Origin of the sequence: Kitasatospora sp. RG8 (assembly GCF_017813315.1) — a bacterium.
Classification (GTDB): domain Bacteria; phylum Actinomycetota; class Actinomycetes; order Streptomycetales; family Streptomycetaceae; genus Kitasatospora.
Genome location: NZ_JAGIYX010000057.1, coordinates 1 through 18232, shown reverse-complemented (window position 1 = coordinate 18232; position 18232 = coordinate 1). Strand labels below are relative to the sequence as shown.

Genomic DNA, 18232 nt, shown 5'->3' with positions numbered 1-18232 from the left:
ATGCGCTCCCTGGACGGAGGAACGGTCGGACCGGTCGGCGGTGACAAGCCCACTGGCGATCGGGTGCGCGGACGGTCGCGGAGCGCGACTGGTCGCATGCGGTGATCCCGGTTCCGGGGGCTGGGCCGGGGGCGCGTGCGGGGGCCACAATGGCTGTAGGTACACGGCTCTCCGGGTTGGTCGGTGGCCTCATGACCGAAGTGGTCTTTCCGAATGAGGCGGGCGCGCTGCTGCAGATGCGGGCGGCGGCGCTGCTCCGGGAGACGGGTGTGGCGATCGAGCAGCTCGGTGCGATCAAACCCGCGGCACTGCGCAAGCGCGTCGAACTCCGGCTGGCCACCGATCTCGAAAGCCGCCGCCAGGACCTGCGCAAACTGCTGGACGGCGGTGGCGGACCTCTCTCCGACGGCGCCTGGAACAAGCTCCACAGACTCAGGACCGAGCTGGACGCACTGTTCGAGGAGACCCTGGCACTGATGGAGGGCGCGGCCTTACGCAAGGCCGGACTGGACGGCGGGTGCCTGCTGGCGGACCGGCTGGCCGACGAGATCTCCGTGCTGACACCGGAGAACTGGAACGCCTTCACCGTCCTCGACACGGACGAGTTCTATGCAGGGTCGACCCGGGTGATCCGGGTCCGGTTCCCCGCTGACAGCTTCTGGGACCTTCCGGTGGTCGCCCACGAGTTCGGGCACTTCGTGGGCACCACACTCACCGTCATGCGTCGCGGCAAGGAAGTGCTCGCGCTGGAGGAGGAGCTCGCCGACGCCGGGTCACCCGACCACCGCTCCTGGCTGCACGAGTCCTTCGCCGACGTGTTCGCGACCTACGTCATCGGGCCGGCCTACGGCCTGTCCTGCGCCTTCGAGCGGTTCAACCCAGTGGCGGCCGACAAGGACGACGACCATCCCGCACCGAACACCCGCCTTGCCCTGATCGAAGGTGTGCTCGCCGCCTACGCCGACGGTCATCCCCACGACGGCTACGACCGGATGATCAGCAGGATCCACGACGTCTGGGCGGCCCAGACCACCGAGGCGGGCGTCCACGGCACGATCGGACTGCGGGAGCCGTTCGGCCGGTGGCTCGCATTCTCGCTCGGTCTGCTCAGGGCCGCTCTGCCGCTCGCCGCGTACGACGGTTGGTGGAGGACGACCGTCCTCGCCAAACAGCTCGGCGACGGCGAGCGTGTGGACGACGTCACGAAGTGGTCGCTCCGTGACATCGTCAACGCGGCCTGGCTGGCCCGTACCGTCGCGCCGGGCGGTGAGGCGACGGATCGGATTGCGCAGCGCGCCCATGCGCTTGCCGAACTCAGGTGCTTGGAGGTGCGCGATGTCCGCCACCCGAAGTGACCCGGTGCCGCCCTGGCCGATGCTCGAAGGGCGGTTGAGTCTGCTGAAGGAGAACCTCGAACGGGCACGCGACTTCTCGCAGACCCGGATCGATCTCCGGGGTGTCGACGTCGAAAACGAGGTCTGGAACGCCACCTTCTACGACGTCCGCCGGATCTCCATGAGCGAGCTGGACAACATCAGAGGGCTGGAGAACCAACTGAAGGCCAGGGAACTCGCTCCCCGCCCCGCCTGGGAGAACTACGCGGAGATCCAGCGGCGCAGCGAGCGGGCGTTCCGGGAGTGCCTCGTCCTGCTCAGCGGGCTGACGCTGCGGGACCGGATCCCGGACGAATGGGTCTGCTTCTACGCGGACGAGTTGATCAGGATCTGCTCGAAGGCCATGCCGGACGTGAAGCCGAGGCTCGTGGTCCCGTTGTTCGAGACGGTGCTCACGCCCGCCCGGCACCCCACCCACATCCGGTTCCCGGAGTGGGACATCTGGACGCTTCCGCTGGTCGCTCATGAACTCGGGCTCGCATCGACGGGCAACAGCGCCCTCACCCAGTTCGTCCAGGAGGCTTTGGAGCGGTGGAACGAGGACCATCCCGAGTCGGGGCACGCCGGTCAGGATGCCATGATCGCGCGGATGCACGTTCTCCTCGCCGACGCGTTCGGCACCTACGCGCTTGGGCCCGCCTACGCCTGTGCGCTGGTTCTGCTGCGACTCGATCCCGTCCCGTCGCGGCAGGACTCGTGGCAGCTCGCCAGGCAACGTGCCCTGATGGTCCGGCAGATGCTGAAGGTCATGGACGACGGAACCGGCCTTTTTGACCACGTCGAGGAGACCCTTGCGCTCGACTGGAGCGGGATCTACGGGGAGCCGCCCCAGGGGATGGACGACGGGCCGGAGCCGCTCCCACTCGATCCGGTGAAACTGAAGAGTGCGTTCGACTCCGTCTTCCAAGCCAACATGGCTTACACGCCCAAGAATTGGGAGACAGCCCGGACCTGGGGGGACCAGTGGCTCGCCGACCTAGGCAACATGCTGTTGGGCGGCGCCCGTCTCCCGGACGGCGTGATCGCCCGGGACAAGCTCCGGGACGCGCTCAACGCGGCCTGGCACGCCCGCATCACGGACCCGTCGACGGTCGACGAGGTGAGTACTGCGACGCGCGCACTCTGCGGGAAGATCATGGAAGAGCAGTCGAAGTCCATGAAGAAGGGCAAGAACGACTCCGCCTCCAGGTCGAAACCACGGAAGAACGGGCGCGGCATCGCCAAGGACCGGGCCGGAAAGGGTGAGTACGGATGAGCGGCGATGCAATCCCCTGGCCGACGGCGGAGCCTGACGCGCCCGGCCAGGCCCGTGGGTCCCCTGCACCACAGCGGTACGTGGTCCGGGGCAGTGACTGGGACCTCCTCGGCACCTCGCTCTCGCAGATCCTCGCCGACCTGGCCGGCCTGCGGGAGGCTCTCGCGGAAGGTGACGCGCAGCGGGCGGCCGGTGGTGCGTCCCGGTTGCTCCCCCAACTCGACGGCCGGACCGCCTGGCTGAGCACCGTCGGCGGACACGACCGGGCCCAGCCGATCCGGGCGTGCGTGCTGACCTGCTTGGCCCGGGCGCAGCGCCTGGCCGGGGCGGGCACTCCCACCGAGCGGTTCACCGAGGCGGTCGCGATCTTCGACCGCCTCGCCAGAAGCGGGGTCACCCTCAAACCGGCCGAACTCTCGGACTACGGCATCGCCCTGGCCGAGCTGGGCCGGACAGGCGAAGCGGCCGGGACCGTTCGCCGGGCACTTGCGGAACAGGCGCTGGTCCCTCCCGAGGTTGTCCTCCGACTGGCCCACGGACCCGCCGAGGAGTCGGACGAACCGGCGGTGCAGTACCTGCTGGGGCTCGCCCTGGACGCCGGGACCGACGACGCCCGGCTCACCGAGATGCTCGCCCGCAGCCGGGCCGTGACCTCCCCGCCCGAGCAGGCCTCCGACACCTATGTGCTGGCCGGCGTCCAGTACGGCGCGACCGGTCTGTTGGAGAACGCCAGGCGGTGCTTCGCGAAGGCACTCGCCCTCGTCCCCGGGCGGCCGGAGGCCCAGGTCGGAGAGGGGATGGCACTGGCCGGCCTCGGCCGGCTCGCCGAGGGCGACGAACGCCTCACGCGGGCACTGGGCCGGCACCCGGAACACCGGGCCGCCCAGTCGGCCACCGCGCAGCTCCGCGCGGCGCTGGGCCGGCCGGACGAGGCTCTGCACCTCCTCGCGAAGTGGCTGGAGAAGGCCCCCGGGGATCCTGTGCTGCTCGACGCCCGCGCGCGGGTGCTGATTGCCGCCCGCCGCTGGGAGCCAGCCCTCGACGCGGTGGACCGGGTGCTGGCCGCTTCCCCGGACCAGGCCGAGGCACGACGGCTCAAGGCGCTCGTCCTCCGCGCGCAGGACGACCAGGAGGGCGCGATCTCCCTGCTGCGGGAACTGCTCGCTGAGGGGGCCGCCACGTTCGACGACCGCCTGGACATGATCGACGCCATGACCGACGCCGGGGACCATCAACGGGCTCTTGCGGAGACCGACCACGCCCTGCTGTTCCATCCCGGCAACACCGACCTGCTGGCCTTCCGGGCGATCCTGCTCGGCCGGCTCGACCGCACGACCGAGGCCTTCGGGCCGGCCCGGGCGGCGCTCGACCGCGACCCCGGGAACGTGCGGGCCCTGGAGCTCGTGGCCGCGGCGCTGGCCGACGAGGGCGAGACCGACGAGGCGATCAAGCTGCTCCGACGCCGGCAGACGCTCGACCCACCGGCACCGTCCGTGGCGCTCCGGCTGAGCGATCTGCTGTGGAGCGCGGGCGACCGGCCAGGGGCCGTGGACACGCTGTCCGAGGCCTTGGCCGCGGAACCCGACACCCCCGAGCTGCTGCTGCGCCGGGGGCAGTTGCTCACCATGCAGGGTGCTGCCACCGAAGGCCTGGCCGACCTCCGGCGGGTCTTGGCGATGGCCGATCCGGAGTGGCCCGAGGAAGCCCACCAGACCCTGCACGCGGCGCTCGGCGAGGCCTACCGGAACCTGCCCGAGCCCGACCACCTGAGGGCGCTGGCCCACCTCGACCAGGCCCTGGAGGTGGACAAGTCGGACGCCTGGGTGCTCGGCACCAAGGGACAGGTACTGGCCGCCCTCGGCGACCCCGCGGCCGCGGACCTGCTCACGCAGGCGGTGGACCTCGACCCCACGCTGACCTGGGCGATGTTCGACCTCGCGGAGCTCCTGCGCACCGACGGCAGGCTCGCCGCCGCCCTGGACATGAGCACGCGGGTCACCGAGCAGACCCCGGAAAACGCCCAGGCCTGGGGAAACCGGGGTGCCGTCGAATACGCGCTGGACGACTTCGACACCGCGCTGGGCTCGCTGAACCAGGCCCTGAAGCTCGATCCGGAGTACGCCTGGGCCTGGATCGTCACGGCCCACCTGCTCGGCGACATCGACCGGAACGAGGATGCGGACCTGGCCTTCGACCGCGGGCTGGGCCTCGATCCGGACTACCCCTGGGCCTGGACGCGCAAGGCCTGGCTGCTGCGCGAACGCGACCTGCTGGCGGATGCAGCCGCGAGCTTCCGGCAGGCCCTTGAGCGGGATCCCGACGACAACCTGGCGCGCATCGGGGAGGCCGACCTCCTGATGATGGACAAGCGGTCCGAGGATGCCCGGCGGGCCTTCACCGGGATCGCGGCACAGCTCCGCGGCGCGGACGGGCTGGAACTCGCCCAACTCGGCTGGTGCCATCTGCGCCTGGGTGAGTACCTCAGCGCCGCACGGGAGTTCGGCGATGCGCTGCTGCTGGACGGCGACATGGACAGCTCCCGGACCGACCTCGCCCTCTCCCTGCTCGGCACCGGCGCCGCCCGGCGCGCGGTGAACAGCTACGCGGAGGCCGTGGCCCGGATCAACCGGCACCAGCACCCGGGCAAGCGCAGCAGCCTGCGCAGGATGGCCGCGCACGACCTCGTCACCGTGCTGGGTCAGCCGGGCTTCCCCGCCCCGGACACGGAACCACTTGAGGAGATCCGCTGGCTGCTGAGTGAGGAGGGGCCGACCAGCGCCGAATGGAGGCACGGCATGATCCTCACACCCGCCCGCTACGTGTGCTCCGAACACGACCGAGTCCTCACCGCGGAGGTCGAGGAGAAGGTCTCGGGTCTGACCGACGTGACCGTCAACTTCGCCTTCGGACGCCTCCGGAAGAAGCGTCCGCAGCCGTTCCAGGTCGTTGTGAAGTGCCAGGGCAACGAGGCGGATCCACGCATCGCGGATCCGCACGACGTGGAGTTCGAGGGGAGCGTGTCGTGATGAACGCACCGGCAGCGCCCGGGCGGGGCAGGGACCCGACGGACGCGACACGCCGCTGGCAGGAGGCCGCCAAGGAACTGGCCCCGGAGAAGGCCGCACCGCGCGTCGCCGCACACGCCAAGTTCGTGGTGACCACGGTGGCCCTGGTCGGCACCGCGCTGTCCGCCGTCGGGCTGGTCTCCGCCGACCGGATCTCGCACCAGGACGCCGCGCAGGCCCTGGCGGTGTCAGCCGCCGGGGTGGCACTGCTCGCCGTGGTGATGGCCCTGTACACCGTCGTACCGCGGCTGGGCCGGGTCAACCTCGACGACCTGGCGACCGTCCGGCGCTGGTACGAGAAGGAGTTACGCCGTGGCTTCTGGGCCGCCCTGGCCGGATGGCTGCTGGTGCTGGCCGTCGTGCTCGCCGGGGTGGCGGGTGTGCTGGCGGCGTTGAGCTCCAGTCCGTCGTACCGGCTGGGGCTGCAGGACGCCGGTCTCGCCGCGAAGCACACGGTGTCGGTGAAGGCCTCGGTCCAGGACGTCAGTCCCGGCACGACCGTCACTGTGGAGGTCACCGCCCGGGATGACTCGGGTGCTCAAGCGGTGATTGTCCGGGGCACCGGGATGGCGGACTCCTCCGGCAACGCAACCGTCGACGCCTCGGCCGCCCTGGAGCAACCGTTCCACGGGTACGCCGCCGCCCTGACGGTGGGTGGTGCGTCGAAGGCGACCGCGACCCTGCCGTAGCGTCGCCGCGCTGCCAGCTAGAACCGTGTCGGCCCTTTGGCGCCGGACCTGTCGGCAGGCCCAGCGTTCGTGCTGGGAGCCGGCGCGCGGCTGACCTCCGATTGCCCGGTGCTGCAGGCGGCGGCACAGCGACCGGCGGAGGACGTGGGTAGGCACTGGGCACTTGCCGTGGACCGGAATGCGAGCTCGTTGACGTTGATCTGCGGGGGCCGGGTGACGGCGTAGAGAATGGCCTCTGCGACAGCGGAGGCCTGCAGTGCCACTGTGCGGTACGCCCTCATGACCTCCCCGGCGATGGGGGCGGAGAAGGCTTCGGCGAGCTCGGACCTGATCACGTCGGCGGAGACAAGGGTGGCCCGGATGTCCGCGGCGGACTCCTGAGACAGCCCCTCCGAGATCGCGCGGACGGCGAACTTGGTGGCGCAGTAGACGGCGGCGGTCCCGGATTCCGGCAGCGCAGTGCCGATACCGGGCAGAACTCCTCGCACGTTCACGTCGATGATGTGGTTCCGCTCGTGCGTCCTCAGCGTCTCCAGCGGCGAGAGCGGCGCCACTCCGGCGTTGTTGACCACCACGCCCACCCTTCCGTACCGCTCACGGGCAGCGCCCATGACGGCCTGGACGGGGGCGGTGTCCGTAACGTCGAGGCGCCGGAACGCCGCGATGCCGCTTGCCGAGGTGAGCTCCCCGAAGAGTGAATCCAGAGGATTGGTGCGCCGTGCCCGTCTCGGCGCTGCCATTCACAGACAGACTCCCCTGACGGCAGCGTCACACGGCAGCACAGGGCTGCGACGAGGCGACCGGGGCGGCCGACCGCCTCCTGCGAGCGCACCTTGACGCATGCTCAAGAAATGCTCAGATCCGGCGAGTTGGTTTCCCGGTGGTCCTAGGCTGCCGGTACGGGGCGTGCCGGTCGTGTCCGGGCGTCCGGAGCCGAGGGGGAGCAGATGAAGAGAATCACCGGACTGCTGTTGTCGATCGTGTACCTCATCCGGCCGGATGCGAGGCCGAGCGAACGCCCGTACTCGCCGGACTGTGACAACTACCGGCAGGGCGCCGGCTCGTTCCCCGCCGGCCTGCTCTGAGCTTTCGGAGCCGCCGCCCCCCGCGTCGTCCGGCCCCTGTCCTGCAGCACCGCTGCCCGGACGGCGGACGGCGGACGGGTTGACGGCTGCGGGCGGCAGCCAGTCGTGCTCGAAGCGCGGCAATGCGGCACGGCTCCCGGGTCGGCCACGGCTCCCGGGTCGAGTACGGCTCCCGGTCGGCCGGGGGCCGGCCGACCGGGGAGAGGACGGACCGTCAGGCCAAGCGTGTCTGCGCCCAGTTGTAGAGGCGGCGGGCGCTGTCGCCAAGTCGTGTGGCGTAGAGCGTATTGGCCGGGCCGCCGGCGACCTCTTCGCTGGTGGTGGTGACGCCGACGACGGTGCCGATGCCGGTCCGGGTGTCGAACCGTGCGAGGTGGGGGCCGCCGCTCGCCCCGTGGGACATGTCGCAGGGCTCGCCCCACAGAAGGGGGACCTTGGAGCCGGGTCGGGCCGGTCCGGCGCAGTGGATCATGCGTGAGCCGGCGTACTTGGCGTCTGGGTTGTTGAGTCGGTCCTTCGGGTACCCGAAGGTGTGGATGAACTCGGCCTCGGCGGGCTTGGTGAACGCGATCCGCTGGCTCCCCGTGACGTCCGCGACCCGGCGTCCCTCGGCCGAACGGTTCGCCACGAGGACTCCCGTGTCGTAGCCGGCGATGGCGACCTCCTCCGAGGTCGTCCCTCCCGGTTCGGCGTCCCAACGGGAGGACGTGGCCGCGCTCTTGATGCTGAAGCCGCCGAGCGGCTTGGTCCCGTTGCGGTAGCCGGGCACGAAGTAGAGGTTGTGCCTCCACGTGTCGTCGGCGGTGGGAGCGCCGACGCCCCGCAGGCAGTGTGCCGCCGTGATGACGGTGCTTCGGTTCGCGCTGTCGACGACCGTCGCGGTGCAACTGCCGTCGTAGCCGTCGGAGAAGGTGAAGAAGAGACGGCCGACGCTCCTGTTCACGGCTCCGCCGTGCGTCCACACGGCCCCGGGGTCCGGCGTGTCCGCAGGAAGCGGCCGCGGGTCGTCGGGTGTGGTGTCGTCCTCGGGCACGGGGGTGATCTCGGGTATCAAGGCGCCTGCCAGTTTCATCCGCTCGGGGGTCCAGTAGGCGTCGACCCGGCTGCGCTCCTGCTCGGTCGTGGCGCCGGAATGCGTGGTGACGGATTCCGGTCCCGCGGCGACGGCAGTGCCGGGCGGCAGCACCGCCGCCGTGGTCGCGCTCAGCAGCAGGGCGCCCGCAGTGGCGAGCCTGCGGGGGAACGTTCGGTGTGTGGCTGACATCGTTGCCGTTCTTTCGTCGGGTGCGGTCGGTTCGGGGGACGGTCGCGATCAGGCGGTGGGGCCGGGCGGTGGGGCCGCAGAGCCGTGGCGGTCGGGGGCACGGCGGGAGAACAGGCCCGCCCGCCGGGTGTCGGATGCGGGCGGTGTCGCCGCGGTCGCGGGGCCGCTGGTCCGGCCAGGTGGATGTGGCATGTCAGGCACCGTAGGGGCGGGACGTCAGACTCCCGCCGAGAAGCGGTTTCATCCGTTCATCGGTCCCGTCAGATTCCTGCAAAGAACGTTCCAACCGTGTATCGGCGGGGGCTTCGACCGGTCTGTCGCGTCGCGCCCGTCACTCCTCCGGTAGCTCCGGCGCGCACGACCGCCCGCCCTCACGGAGGCTGGCATGGAACGTGACCCCTTGAGAGGCGGAGCCCGATGAGGCTGTTGGTCGACCTCAACCGCTGCCAGGGATACGCGCAATGCGCGTTCCTGGCCCCGGACGTCTTCACCATGCACGGTGACGAGGCCCTGCTCTATAGCCCGTACGCCGACCCGGACCAGACGGAGAGGGTGGAGCGCGCCGTCGCGGCGTGTCCCGTCGGGGCGATCGTCGTGGACGACCGGGACGACACGGCTCCCGCCGAGGTCCGGGAGGGTGTGTCCGGTGCACGGTGACGGGTACGTCGACTGGCTCAGGCGCGAGGGACGCATCGTCGTCGTCGGCGCGTCCCTCGCCGGGCTGCGCGGGGCGGAGGCCTTGCGGGAGAAGGGCTTCACCGGCGCCCTCACCCTGATCGGCGACGAGCCCCACGAGCCGTACGACCGGCCGCCGCTGTCCAAGCAGGTCCTGCTCGGCAAGGCGGCCGCCGAGGAGACCGCGCTGCCGCGCCGCCGGGACCTGGACGCCGACTGGCGGCTCGGCTGCGCGGCCACCGGCCTGGACATGGCCGCCCGGCGGGTGAAGCTCGCCGACGGCGACGAGGTCGAGTACGACCGGCTGCTGATCGCGACCGGCGTGCGGGCCCGTCCGTGGCCGCACCAGGACGAGGCGGCGCTCGACGGCGTGTTCGTCCTGCGCACCCGCGACGACGCGGTGCGGCTGCACCGCCGGCTGGAGGCGGGCTCCCGCCGGGTGCTCGTGATCGGCGCGGGCTTCACCGGCTCGGAGATCGCCTCCGCCTGCCGGGAGCGGCACCTCCCCGTGACCGTCGCCGAACGCGGCGCCGCCCCTCTGGTGGGCGCGCTCGGCGGGGTGATCGGCGAGGTCGCCACACAGATGCACCTCGACCACGGCGTCGACCTGCGCTGCGGCGTCATGGTCACGGCTCTGGTGGGCGATGCGGCGGGCCGGGTACGGGCGGCCCGGCTGTCCGACGGCGCCGAGATCGAGACCGACGTGGTGGTCGTCTCGCTCGGCGCCCTCCGCAACACCGAGTGGCTGGCCGGTTCGGGACTGGGCGCCGGCCCCCGCGGCATCGCCTGCGACGCCGGCTGCCGGGCGTTCGACATCCGCGGCATCGTCACCGACGACGTGTTCGTGGCCGGGGACGTGGCACGGGCCCCGCACCCGCTGTTCGGCTACCAGTTCCTGTCCCTGGAGCACTGGGGCAACGCCGTCACCCAGGCCGAGGTCGCCGCGCACAACATGATCAGCACCGGCCCGGACCGCATCCCCCACCTGTGGGTTCCGGCCTTCTGGTCCTCCCAGTTCGGAGTGAACATCAAATCCGTGGGCGTGCCCTCCATGGGCGAGGAGATCCTCGTCGCCCAGGGGTCGCTCGTCGAACGCCGGTTCACCGCCGTCTACGGGTACCAGGGGCGGGTCATCGGCGCGGTCACCTTCGACCACGCCCGCTGGCTGGAGTTCTACCAGCGGCTGATCGAGACGACCGCGCCGTTCCCGCCGGAGTTCCCCACCCTGGACCGGCGCCCCGAGGGGCGCAGCCCCGTCCCGGCCGAGTTCCCCGACCCGTCCGTGCCCACGCACGGCCCGACGGTCACCGTCAGCGGCTACTCACCGGCCGACCAGCGGCTCACGTTCACCCCCGCCCGGCCGTGACGCATGGACGGCCGCACCCAAGGACTCGTCATGACAAACGTCTCGCTGCTGCAGCAGATCACCGACTACTCCAGTCGCGCCGACCCGTACCCCCTCTACGCGGAACTGCGCAGGACTCCGGTGCACCGGGACGAGACCGGCACCTACGTGATCAGCACGTACCACGACATCATGAACCTCCTCCACGACCCGCGGATCAGCTCCGACGTCCGCAACCGGACGGCGCCCGACACCGGACTGACCAAGGAGGAGGAGGGCGGGGTCCTCCCGCCGACCTTCCTGAAGCTCGACCCGCCCGAGCACGACCGGCTCCGGGGCATCACCAACCGCTCCTTCGGACCTCCCCACACGCCCCGGCGCATCGACGGCATGCAGGGCGAGCTGCGGACCATCGTCACGGACCTCATCAACGGCCTGGACGGTGACACCATCGACCTGGTCGACCGGTTCTCCTACCCCTTCCCGGTCAGCGTGATCTGCCGGCTCCTCGGCATTCCCCGCGAGGACGAGGCCAAGTTCCACGGCTGGGCCGACACCGTCGCCGCCAGTCTCGACCCGCAGCACGGCCAGGACGCCGCCGAGCGCGACCGCGCCGCCCAGGACGCCCGGATGCAGCTCGGGATGTACCTGAACGGTCTGATCGAGGACCGCCGCAAGTCGCCCGGCGACGACATGCTCTCCCAGCTCATCACCGGCCACGGCTCCGACGCCATGACCAGCATGGAGGTGCTCAGCACCGCCGCCCTGCTGCTCATCGCCGGCCACGAGACGACGGTCAACCTCATCACCAACGGCATGCTCACCCTGCTGCGCCACCCGGACGTCCTGGAGCGGCTCCGCAACGACCCGCGCCTGGCCGTGCCGATCGTCGAGGAACTCCTGCGGTACGAGCCCCCCGTGCAGCTGCTGCCCAACCGCACCCCCATCTCCGACATCGAGGTCCGCGGCGTCACCATTCCCAAGGGCGCCACGATCTGCCTGGTGCTGGCGGCCGGCAACCGCGACCCGCAGCGCTTCGAGGACCCGGACCGGTTCGACCCCGACCGCAAGGACGTCCAGCACCTCGGGCTCGGGAGCGGGATCCACAGCTGCTTCGGCGCACCGCTCGCCCGGCTGGAGGCCCAGATCGCCCTCGCCGAACTCGCCCGCCGGTTGGAGCGGCCACGGCTCGTGGAGGACCCTCCGCCCTATCGCCAGAACGCCGTACTGCGCGGGCCCCGTCATCTGGCGATCGCCGTCGACGGCGTCCGGCCCTGACCCACCACGGCCCGGCCGGACTACGAACCGTCGGGATCGATGATCGGGCGTGTCAGCCTTCTTGTTCAAGTCCCTTGTGGTTATCGGATGCTGAGCCGGTTTTCGAAGAACAGCGAGAACTGGTTCAGCGCCTCCCTCCAGTGTGCGGAGAGGACAGCTGCAGACAGGCGCGGATCAGGTGGATCACGCATGTCTGCACGGTTGCGTGGGGCCAGGTGGCGGTCACCGCTTCCGGCAGGCCCTTCAAGCCGTCGTAGCAGACGATGCACACGTCCTCGACGCCCCGGTTGCGTGGTTCGGAAAGCACCGCCATCCACGTGGTCGCGCCCTCGCCCTCGGAGCCGACATACAGATCCAGCACGTCCTTGTGGCCGTCCATGTCCACCCCGCCCGCCAGGTAGACGGGGCTTCGAACTCACCGATCCGGAGCGGATCTTCACCCACAGCGCGTCGATGTAGACGATCCTTTACGGACCCTCCTGCGCTCAGCGGCCGTCAGTGTTCGCGGGACGGGCGGGGACGTTGTCGCGGGTGGTGTGGAGCTTCCTGAGGGTGTTGGCGACGTGTTGTTCGATGGTGCGGGGCGAGAGGGCGAGGGCTTGGGCGATGTCCTTGTTGGTGGCGCCGGTGGCAAGGAGTCGGGCGACCTGGGTCTCGCGGGGGGAGAGCCGGTCGCCGTAGCTGCGGCGGCCACGAGGCGTGGGCTGGTCGAGGCCGAGTTCGCGCAGAGCCTGTTGGCACCGCGCGGCGTCGGCGACGGCGCCGAGGGCGGTGTTCGTGGCCGCGGCTTCGGTGAGCCGGCGGGCGGCGGTGTGGGGTTCGGCGGGGGCAAGGGCGCGGGCGTTCAGTTCGAGGGCGCGGGCGGTGTGGTGGGGACGACCGATGGCCTGGAAGGTCAGGCGGGCGCGGTCGAAGCGGTCGGCGGCTGAGCCACGGTCACCGTCGTGCTGGAGGAGCAGGCCGCGGGCAATGTGCGTTTCGGCGTGGGCGGCAGGCGCATCGACGCGGTGAAGGGCGTGCTCGGCTTCGGTGACGAGGTCGCGGGCGGCCTGGTCGTGGCCGTCGGCGAGTGCCGCCTGGAGGGCCACCGGCACCAGAGTACTCTCCACCAGCCAGCAGGCGGCGGCCCGCAGGACATCCAGCGCTGGGGCGGCGGCGGCCCAGGCGTCCTGGACCCGGTCGCGGGCGAGATGGACCTGGACGATGCCCGCCGACGCCCGCAGCTTCCACTCCGCCTCGGTGGCTGCCTCCGCGATGCGGGCGGCCTGGCCGAGCTGGTCGAGGGCTCTGGCCCACTGCCCGTGGGCCGCGGCCAGGCAGCCGGAGGTCAGGTGTGCGTGGAAGGCCGCGCCGGCCATGTCGGGATACTGGGCGATGAGCGCGGCGTGGTCGGCTTCCAGGCGGCCCCAACGCCCTGCCAGCCAGTCCAGCTGCAGGAGGTCGATCGAGCCCAGGCACTCCACGACGACCAGGGTGCCCAGCCGCCGGGCGAGGTCCAGGCTCTCTCGGAGCAGGGCCGCGGCTCGGGTGTCGTACCCGATTCCGAGAGCGGTGTCGCCGACGTTGAACAGCGCACGGCTGGTCTGGCGCAGGACTTCGGGGTCGGGGTCGTGGCGGGGCAACTGATCGACGAGGTCCCACACGTCGCGATCCCCGGTGGAAGCCATCAGGCTGAGGCGGGTGGCGCGGACGGCCGCCTGAGCCGCGCGGTCGGGGCTGTCGCGGACGAGCTCCTCGGCGCGGTCCATCCACGTTCGGGCCTCGTGCGGGGACCGTTGATGCGCCATGGCGAGCGCGACCATGGCACGGGCGGCGAGTTCCGGACGGGTGGCCAGTTCCTCCACGGCCTGTTCCAGCTCGTGTGGCCCCGCGGCGTCACGGGCCAGGTTGAACATGAGGAGGCCGAGGGTGAGGCGGATCTCGCCGCGCGCGGGGGTGGGGAGTTGCGGGTCGGAGAGGATTCCGCGCAGGGTGGTGGTGGTTGTGGTGTAGTCGATGCCGTTCCTGGCCGTGCGGGCCAGGGCCAGGGCGGTGCGGGTTCGCAGGTCGCCCTCCAGGCGGGGTTGGGCGAGGATTTCGTGGAGGAGAGTGGTGGCGGTGCCTTCGTCGCCGAGGGCAATGGCCTGGTCGGCGGCGGCTTCGGCCTGACGCAGCCAGGCGGCGGTGTCGCCGAGGGCACGCGTGTGGTGGGCGATCTGGACCAGTGGTGGTGCAGGGGTGGTCCACAGGACACGGACGGCCCGCTGGTGGAGGTGGTGGCGGTGGGGGCCGAGGATCTCGTGGTACACGGCCTGTTGGGCGAGGGCGTGACGGAAGGCGTAGAGGGCGGGGCCGGATTCGCGCAGGACGGAGGCCTGGAGGGCTTCGGTCAGGGCCCGGTCGGCCGTGCGGTGGTCGAGGTCGGCGACCTCGGTGAGCAGGTTCCGGCTCGCAGGCACGGCTAGGACGGCGGCTGCCTCGACGACCGCGACGGCGGGCTCGGAGAGGCCGGCCATGCGTGCGGTCACCGCCTCGCGCAGGCTCCGGGGGACGGCGGCGTCCGCCAGGACCGAGATGTCGTCGACCACGGCGTCATGGCGGGGGCTCGGTTGCGCGTCCTGGGCGCGGTCGGTGAGGGTGAGCAGGTCCTCCTCGACGACGAGGGGCAGTCCCGCACTGCGCTCGAACAGTGTGCGGCTCAGGGCGATGGTGGCGCGCGGGCCGAGGACGGCGGTGGCGAGGTCGTGGACATCGTCCGCGGTGAGGGGATTGAGGTGGATCTCCGCCCCGCCGGTGCCGGGTGGGCGGCGGTACGGGGCACCCAGGAGGGGGACACCGGCGGGCAGGTCCTCGCGGCGGTAGGTGAGTACCAGCCCGAGTCGCTTGGGCAGGTCGCGGGCGAGGAGTAGGAGCAGTTCGCGGGTCGCTTCGTCCGCCCAGTGCAGGTCCTCGATGACCAGGACGAGGGGACCCACCGCGTCCAGCAGGGACCGTACGGCGCCCATGAGCTGGAAGCGTCCGGCCCGGGCGTCGTCGGGTGGGGCCGGGGCCGTGGGCAGCCGATGGGCGAGGGAGGGCACGAGTGGTGCGAGCGCACCTGCCTGAGGGTTGAGCTGGTCGGGTGCGGGGAGCCAGTCGGCGGTGCCGGACAGGGCGTCCAGGACCGGGCCGAACGGCAGGGGCTCACGGAGAGGGTGGCACAGACCCGTCACGACTCGGACGCCACGACCGGTCAGCGTCTTGCCGGCTTCCTGGACGAGACGAGACTTGCCGACTCCGGGCTCGCCCTCCACCAGCACCACGGCCGGCGGAATCTCCAGGGCTGCTACCAGCAGGTCCAGCTCCCGGCCACGGCCGACCCACGCAAAACCGCGCCCCGTACCGCCGTAGTCAGGATCGCGGTCCACTGCCACAGCCAACCTCCGCGGGGGCACGGCGGCTCGCGAGCGCCCCTTTTGTCCCCAATCTAGTAGCCGCTCGCCTCCCTCGCAATCAAGATCCGGGGCAGCCGGCTCAGGGCACGTCGGGGTTTCCGGAGCCAGGGGCGCGGTCGTGGCGACCGGCCGTCTAGGCACCTGGATGACCGGCGGTGGCTTCGGCGGTTCGGTGATCGCCCTGGTCGACACCGACACGGCGTCCACCGTCACCGCCGCAGTCGAGACCGCATTCCGGTGGGCCGGCCACTCCATCCCCTGCACGTTCACCGCCGTCCCCGCGTCCGGCGCCCGCCGCATCACCTGACGGCGCAGGATGTTGCCCGTTCGCAGGGTGCGATGTGCCCCCCGAGGGGGCCGCCCTCTTGCTGTTGCCGTCACACGCGGGTTCGGTGCTCTCTTGCCTCCCGGGTACAACTTGCCCTCACATGCCCGGCCGGCGGCACCGGCCGGGTGCGGTAGCAAGGCTTCGGCCCCAGTCCGCCATGGATTCTGCCTTGCCCCCAGGATCTGCGCGGTCCGAGCGGGCCGACGCCGAACTCGTCCGGATGACCGGGGCTCGTGCGCGACCCCCCACTCGACTACGTGGCCTTCTACCCATCGATCCCGCACGACCGGACCGTACCGTTACCTCGCCGTGACCTTTTCGGCGGCCATTCGATCTTCAGTCGCAGGCCTCATGGAGGGAGACCGCGGGGGCAGGACGACATCCCGACCGGGATATCGGTAGAGGAGACCCTCCATGGACGCCATCGTCACCAGCCCCACCGGAGCGCCCACCAATCTCGCGAGCACTTCGGCCCCGGCCATCCCGAAGTCGCATGCCGAAGCGCACACCGGTAGGACCACCGCCGTCCATGAGCTGGCACACTGCCCCGAAGCGGCCGGCGCCGCCCGCCGCTTCACCCGTGCCACCCTCGGCGCCTGGGGCGTGGACGAGGACACCACCGAGCAGGCCCTGCTCGTCGTCTCCGAACTCGTCACCAACGCCGTCGAGCACGCCCTGCCCCCGGTCGCGCTCCACCTCGACCACCACGCCGCGGGAAGCGCCCTGCGCATCGAGGTCGATGACGGCGGCCCCGCCCCCAGGGACGGCACCTGGACCAGCAGCTGTACACCCGATGAACACGGCCGCGGCAGCGGCATCGTCGCCCGGCTGGCCGTCACGCACGGCCGCCGCCGAGAAGACCACTGCGTCACCTACTGGGCGGACCTGTGAACCACGGAGCGCCTGCCCGGCTCACAGCCCCGGTGACCGGCCGGACCGGGGGCACGGTGACCACGGCTACCGCAACGAATGCCAAGCCCGCGTCCCCATGGCCTTGTACTCCCCTCTCTTTGTGGGTGTCGTTTTCTCGGTGCCTGCGTGAAGGAGCGTTCCATGTTCCGTACTACCAGTCGTGTCGCCGCAGCGTCGGGCCTCGTGTTCGCCGTTGGGCTGGCCACCGCCTGTTCGACCGGTCAGGAGGCCGGGAGGTCGGACGATGCCTCGGTGGCTCCGGTCGGCGGGAAGATCTCGATCACCTATCTGCAGAAGCAGGGCGACCAGGAGTACTTCGTGGGGGAGGCAGCCGGTGCGAAGGCGAAGGCGGCGGAGCTGGGGGTCGACCTGAAGGTGGTGAACCTGGGCAACGATGCGAACAAGACGGTCGGTGAGGTGCAGTCGGCGATCGCGCAGAAGACCAACGGTGTGATCGTCGTGGTGCCGGACCCGGCCGTGGGGCCGCAGGTCGTGCAGATCGCCCGGGACGCGAAGGTCGCGCTGCTGACCTCGGACGACCAGATCTGTGCCACCGGTCCGGATCCGGTGGCCTGTGCCAAGGGTGATCTTGTGGCGCGGATCGGTTTCTCCGGGCAGCAGATGGGCGCCGAGGTCGGCAAGCGTGCCGCCGAGGAGTACAGGAAGGCCGGCTGGAACGCGGCCGACACCCGGATCATCTCGGCCTGGAAGCAGGACGTCACGGTCTGCGGCGACCGGGTGGAGGCCGCCAAGGAGGCGTTCAGCGCCGGGGCCGCGCAGGTACGGAACATCGACGTCGCGACCGACAACACGCCCACCGGCGCCCAGGACAGGATCGCCGCGACGATCACCGCGAACGCGGGCGTCAAGCACTGGGTGGTGTGGGGCTGCAACGACGAGAACGTCCAGGGCGGCGTCACCGCCCTGCAGAACGCGGGCGTCGGCACCGACGACGTCATCGGCGTCGGACTGGGCGCCTACCTCGCATGCAAGAGCTGGAACGGCAACAAGCCCTCCGGCATGAAGGCCGCACTGTTCATCAACGGCAAGGACGTCGGCGCCCTGGCCGTGCAGACGATGTACGACAGGCTCAAGAACGGCAAGGACTTCCCGAGGGAGGCCTTCGCCCCCACCACGATGGTCGACTCGACCACCTGGAAGTCCGCCGGCGTCGCCTGCAGCTGACACCCCCCGGGAACGGGCCGCACCCCCCACGGACGGCCCCGCCGCCCCCGACAGCCCGGCATCCGCCCCGCCGGACGGTCGGGGGCACTCCGCCCCGAAACGGGCTCCGCCAACCCTCCCGAACGACTCCGAGGTGACCCGATGAGCCCAGCCCGCGACGTGGACCCGGATCCCCGCCCGCCCACCACCGAACCGGCCACCACCGGCGCCGGTGTCCGCCAGGTCACCAAGCGCTTCGGTGCGGTCCAGGCCCTGTCCGGCGTCAGCCTGGACTTCCCCGCCGGGCAGGTCACCGCCCTGATGGGCGAGAACGGCGCCGGAAAGTCCACCCTGCTCAAGATCCT

Annotated in this window: 16 protein-coding genes; 12 read left to right on the top strand and 4 right to left on the bottom strand. The window is 71.2% G+C overall.

Features of this window, described 5'->3' with window-relative positions; translation table 11 throughout:
• Positions 1-191: 191 nt before the first annotated feature.
• From J5Y04_RS40290 to J5Y04_RS40275, 4 genes are read left to right on the top strand one after another with little or no spacing between them, the layout of a single operon-like run.
• On the top strand, positions 192-1355 hold the full coding sequence (locus tag J5Y04_RS40290; RefSeq protein ID WP_209417513.1) for a hypothetical protein: 1164 nt from the start codon (positions 192-194) through the stop codon (positions 1353-1355).
• On the top strand, positions 1336-2649 hold the full coding sequence (locus J5Y04_RS40285; protein ID WP_209417512.1) for a hypothetical protein: 1314 nt from the start codon (positions 1336-1338) through the stop codon (positions 2647-2649). The genes J5Y04_RS40290 and J5Y04_RS40285 overlap by 20 nt, the downstream gene beginning before the upstream one ends.
• Positions 2646-5675, top strand: coding sequence for a tetratricopeptide repeat protein (locus J5Y04_RS40280; RefSeq protein ID WP_209417511.1), 3030 nt, complete (start codon positions 2646-2648; stop codon positions 5673-5675). Before J5Y04_RS40285 ends, J5Y04_RS40280 begins: the two co-directional genes overlap by 4 nt.
• Positions 5675-6403, top strand: a complete 729-nt coding sequence (locus J5Y04_RS40275) for a hypothetical protein (RefSeq protein WP_209417510.1) — start codon at positions 5675-5677, stop codon at positions 6401-6403. The genes J5Y04_RS40280 and J5Y04_RS40275 overlap by 1 nt, the downstream gene beginning before the upstream one ends.
• Positions 6404-6420: 17 nt before the next feature.
• Here J5Y04_RS40275 and J5Y04_RS40270 read toward each other — a convergent pair whose 3' ends face one another.
• Positions 6421-7143, bottom strand: a complete 723-nt coding sequence (locus tag J5Y04_RS40270; protein WP_209417509.1) for an SDR family oxidoreductase — start codon at positions 7141-7143, stop codon at positions 6421-6423.
• A 207-nt stretch (positions 7144-7350) separates the two neighbouring features.
• Here J5Y04_RS40270 and J5Y04_RS40265 point away from each other — a divergent pair, with 207 nt between their 5' ends.
• A complete protein-coding gene (locus tag J5Y04_RS40265; RefSeq protein ID WP_209417508.1) occupies positions 7351-7488 on the top strand; it encodes a hypothetical protein in 138 nt (45 codons plus the stop codon).
• 214 nt (positions 7489-7702) lie between these two features.
• Here J5Y04_RS40265 and J5Y04_RS40260 read toward each other — a convergent pair whose 3' ends face one another.
• A complete protein-coding gene (locus J5Y04_RS40260; protein ID WP_245206448.1) occupies positions 7703-8752 on the bottom strand; it encodes a serine protease in 1050 nt (349 codons plus the stop codon).
• Between the two features lie 417 nt (positions 8753-9169).
• Here J5Y04_RS40260 and J5Y04_RS40255 point away from each other — a divergent pair, with 417 nt between their 5' ends.
• From J5Y04_RS40255 to J5Y04_RS40245, 3 genes are read left to right on the top strand one after another with little or no spacing between them, the layout of a single operon-like run.
• Complete coding sequence (locus tag J5Y04_RS40255; protein WP_209417507.1) at positions 9170-9409, top strand: ferredoxin; 240 nt, start codon at positions 9170-9172, stop codon at positions 9407-9409.
• Positions 9399-10793, top strand: coding sequence for an NAD(P)/FAD-dependent oxidoreductase (locus tag J5Y04_RS40250; RefSeq protein WP_209417506.1), 1395 nt, complete (start codon positions 9399-9401; stop codon positions 10791-10793). The genes J5Y04_RS40255 and J5Y04_RS40250 overlap by 11 nt, the downstream gene beginning before the upstream one ends.
• A 30-nt stretch (positions 10794-10823) precedes the next feature.
• Complete coding sequence (locus J5Y04_RS40245; RefSeq protein ID WP_209417505.1) at positions 10824-12050, top strand: cytochrome P450; 1227 nt, start codon at positions 10824-10826, stop codon at positions 12048-12050.
• Between the two features lie 124 nt (positions 12051-12174).
• Here J5Y04_RS40245 and J5Y04_RS40240 read toward each other — a convergent pair whose 3' ends face one another.
• Positions 12175-12429 carry a transposase gene (locus tag J5Y04_RS40240; RefSeq protein ID WP_245206447.1) on the bottom strand — a complete coding sequence of 85 codons (255 nt, stop codon included), beginning with the start codon at positions 12427-12429 and terminating at the stop codon, positions 12175-12177.
• Between the two features lie 106 nt (positions 12430-12535).
• Positions 12536-15436 (bottom strand): AAA family ATPase, encoded by a 2901-nt coding sequence (locus tag J5Y04_RS40235; RefSeq protein ID WP_209417504.1) that lies wholly within the window; start codon positions 15434-15436, stop codon positions 12536-12538.
• 145 nt (positions 15437-15581) lie between these two features.
• Between J5Y04_RS40235 and J5Y04_RS43835 the strand changes: the two genes are divergently transcribed.
• From J5Y04_RS43835 to J5Y04_RS40215, 4 genes are all read left to right on the top strand, one after another.
• On the top strand, positions 15582-15770 hold the full coding sequence (locus J5Y04_RS43835) for a hypothetical protein (protein ID WP_209417503.1): 189 nt from the start codon (positions 15582-15584) through the stop codon (positions 15768-15770).
• Positions 15771-16205: 435 nt separating this feature from the next.
• On the top strand, positions 16206-16682 hold the full coding sequence (locus J5Y04_RS40225; protein WP_209417502.1) for an ATP-binding protein: 477 nt from the start codon (positions 16206-16208) through the stop codon (positions 16680-16682).
• Positions 16683-16844: 162 nt separating this feature from the next.
• Positions 16845-17888: a substrate-binding domain-containing protein gene (locus J5Y04_RS40220; protein WP_209417501.1), complete on the top strand. Its 1044-nt coding sequence runs from the start codon at positions 16845-16847 to the stop codon at positions 17886-17888.
• A 141-nt stretch (positions 17889-18029) separates the two neighbouring features.
• Positions 18030-18232: ATP-binding cassette domain-containing protein (locus tag J5Y04_RS40215; RefSeq protein ID WP_209417500.1), on the top strand; the 203-nt coding region annotated here is incomplete at its 3' end.

Coding starts and splice junctions, on each gene's coding strand:
- J5Y04_RS40290 (WP_209417513.1), top strand. CDS start 192: ATGACCGAAGTGGTCTTTCCGAATGAGGCGGGCGCGCTGCTGCAGATG.
- J5Y04_RS40285 (WP_209417512.1), top strand. CDS start 1,336: ATGTCCGCCACCCGAAGTGACCCGGTGCCGCCCTGGCCGATGCTCGAA.
- J5Y04_RS40280 (WP_209417511.1), top strand. CDS start 2,646: ATGAGCGGCGATGCAATCCCCTGGCCGACGGCGGAGCCTGACGCGCCC.
- J5Y04_RS40275 (WP_209417510.1), top strand. CDS start 5,675: ATGAACGCACCGGCAGCGCCCGGGCGGGGCAGGGACCCGACGGACGCG.
- J5Y04_RS40270 (WP_209417509.1), bottom strand. CDS start 7,143: ATGGCAGCGCCGAGACGGGCACGGCGCACCAATCCTCTGGATTCACTC.
- J5Y04_RS40265 (WP_209417508.1), top strand. CDS start 7,351: ATGAAGAGAATCACCGGACTGCTGTTGTCGATCGTGTACCTCATCCGG.
- J5Y04_RS40260 (WP_245206448.1), bottom strand. CDS start 8,752: ATGTCAGCCACACACCGAACGTTCCCCCGCAGGCTCGCCACTGCGGGC.
- J5Y04_RS40255 (WP_209417507.1), top strand. CDS start 9,170: ATGAGGCTGTTGGTCGACCTCAACCGCTGCCAGGGATACGCGCAATGC.
- J5Y04_RS40245 (WP_209417505.1), top strand. CDS start 10,824: ATGACAAACGTCTCGCTGCTGCAGCAGATCACCGACTACTCCAGTCGC.
- J5Y04_RS40240 (WP_245206447.1), bottom strand. CDS start 12,429: ATGGACGGCCACAAGGACGTGCTGGATCTGTATGTCGGCTCCGAGGGC.
- J5Y04_RS40225 (WP_209417502.1), top strand. CDS start 16,206: ATGGACGCCATCGTCACCAGCCCCACCGGAGCGCCCACCAATCTCGCG.
- J5Y04_RS40220 (WP_209417501.1), top strand. CDS start 16,845: ATGTTCCGTACTACCAGTCGTGTCGCCGCAGCGTCGGGCCTCGTGTTC.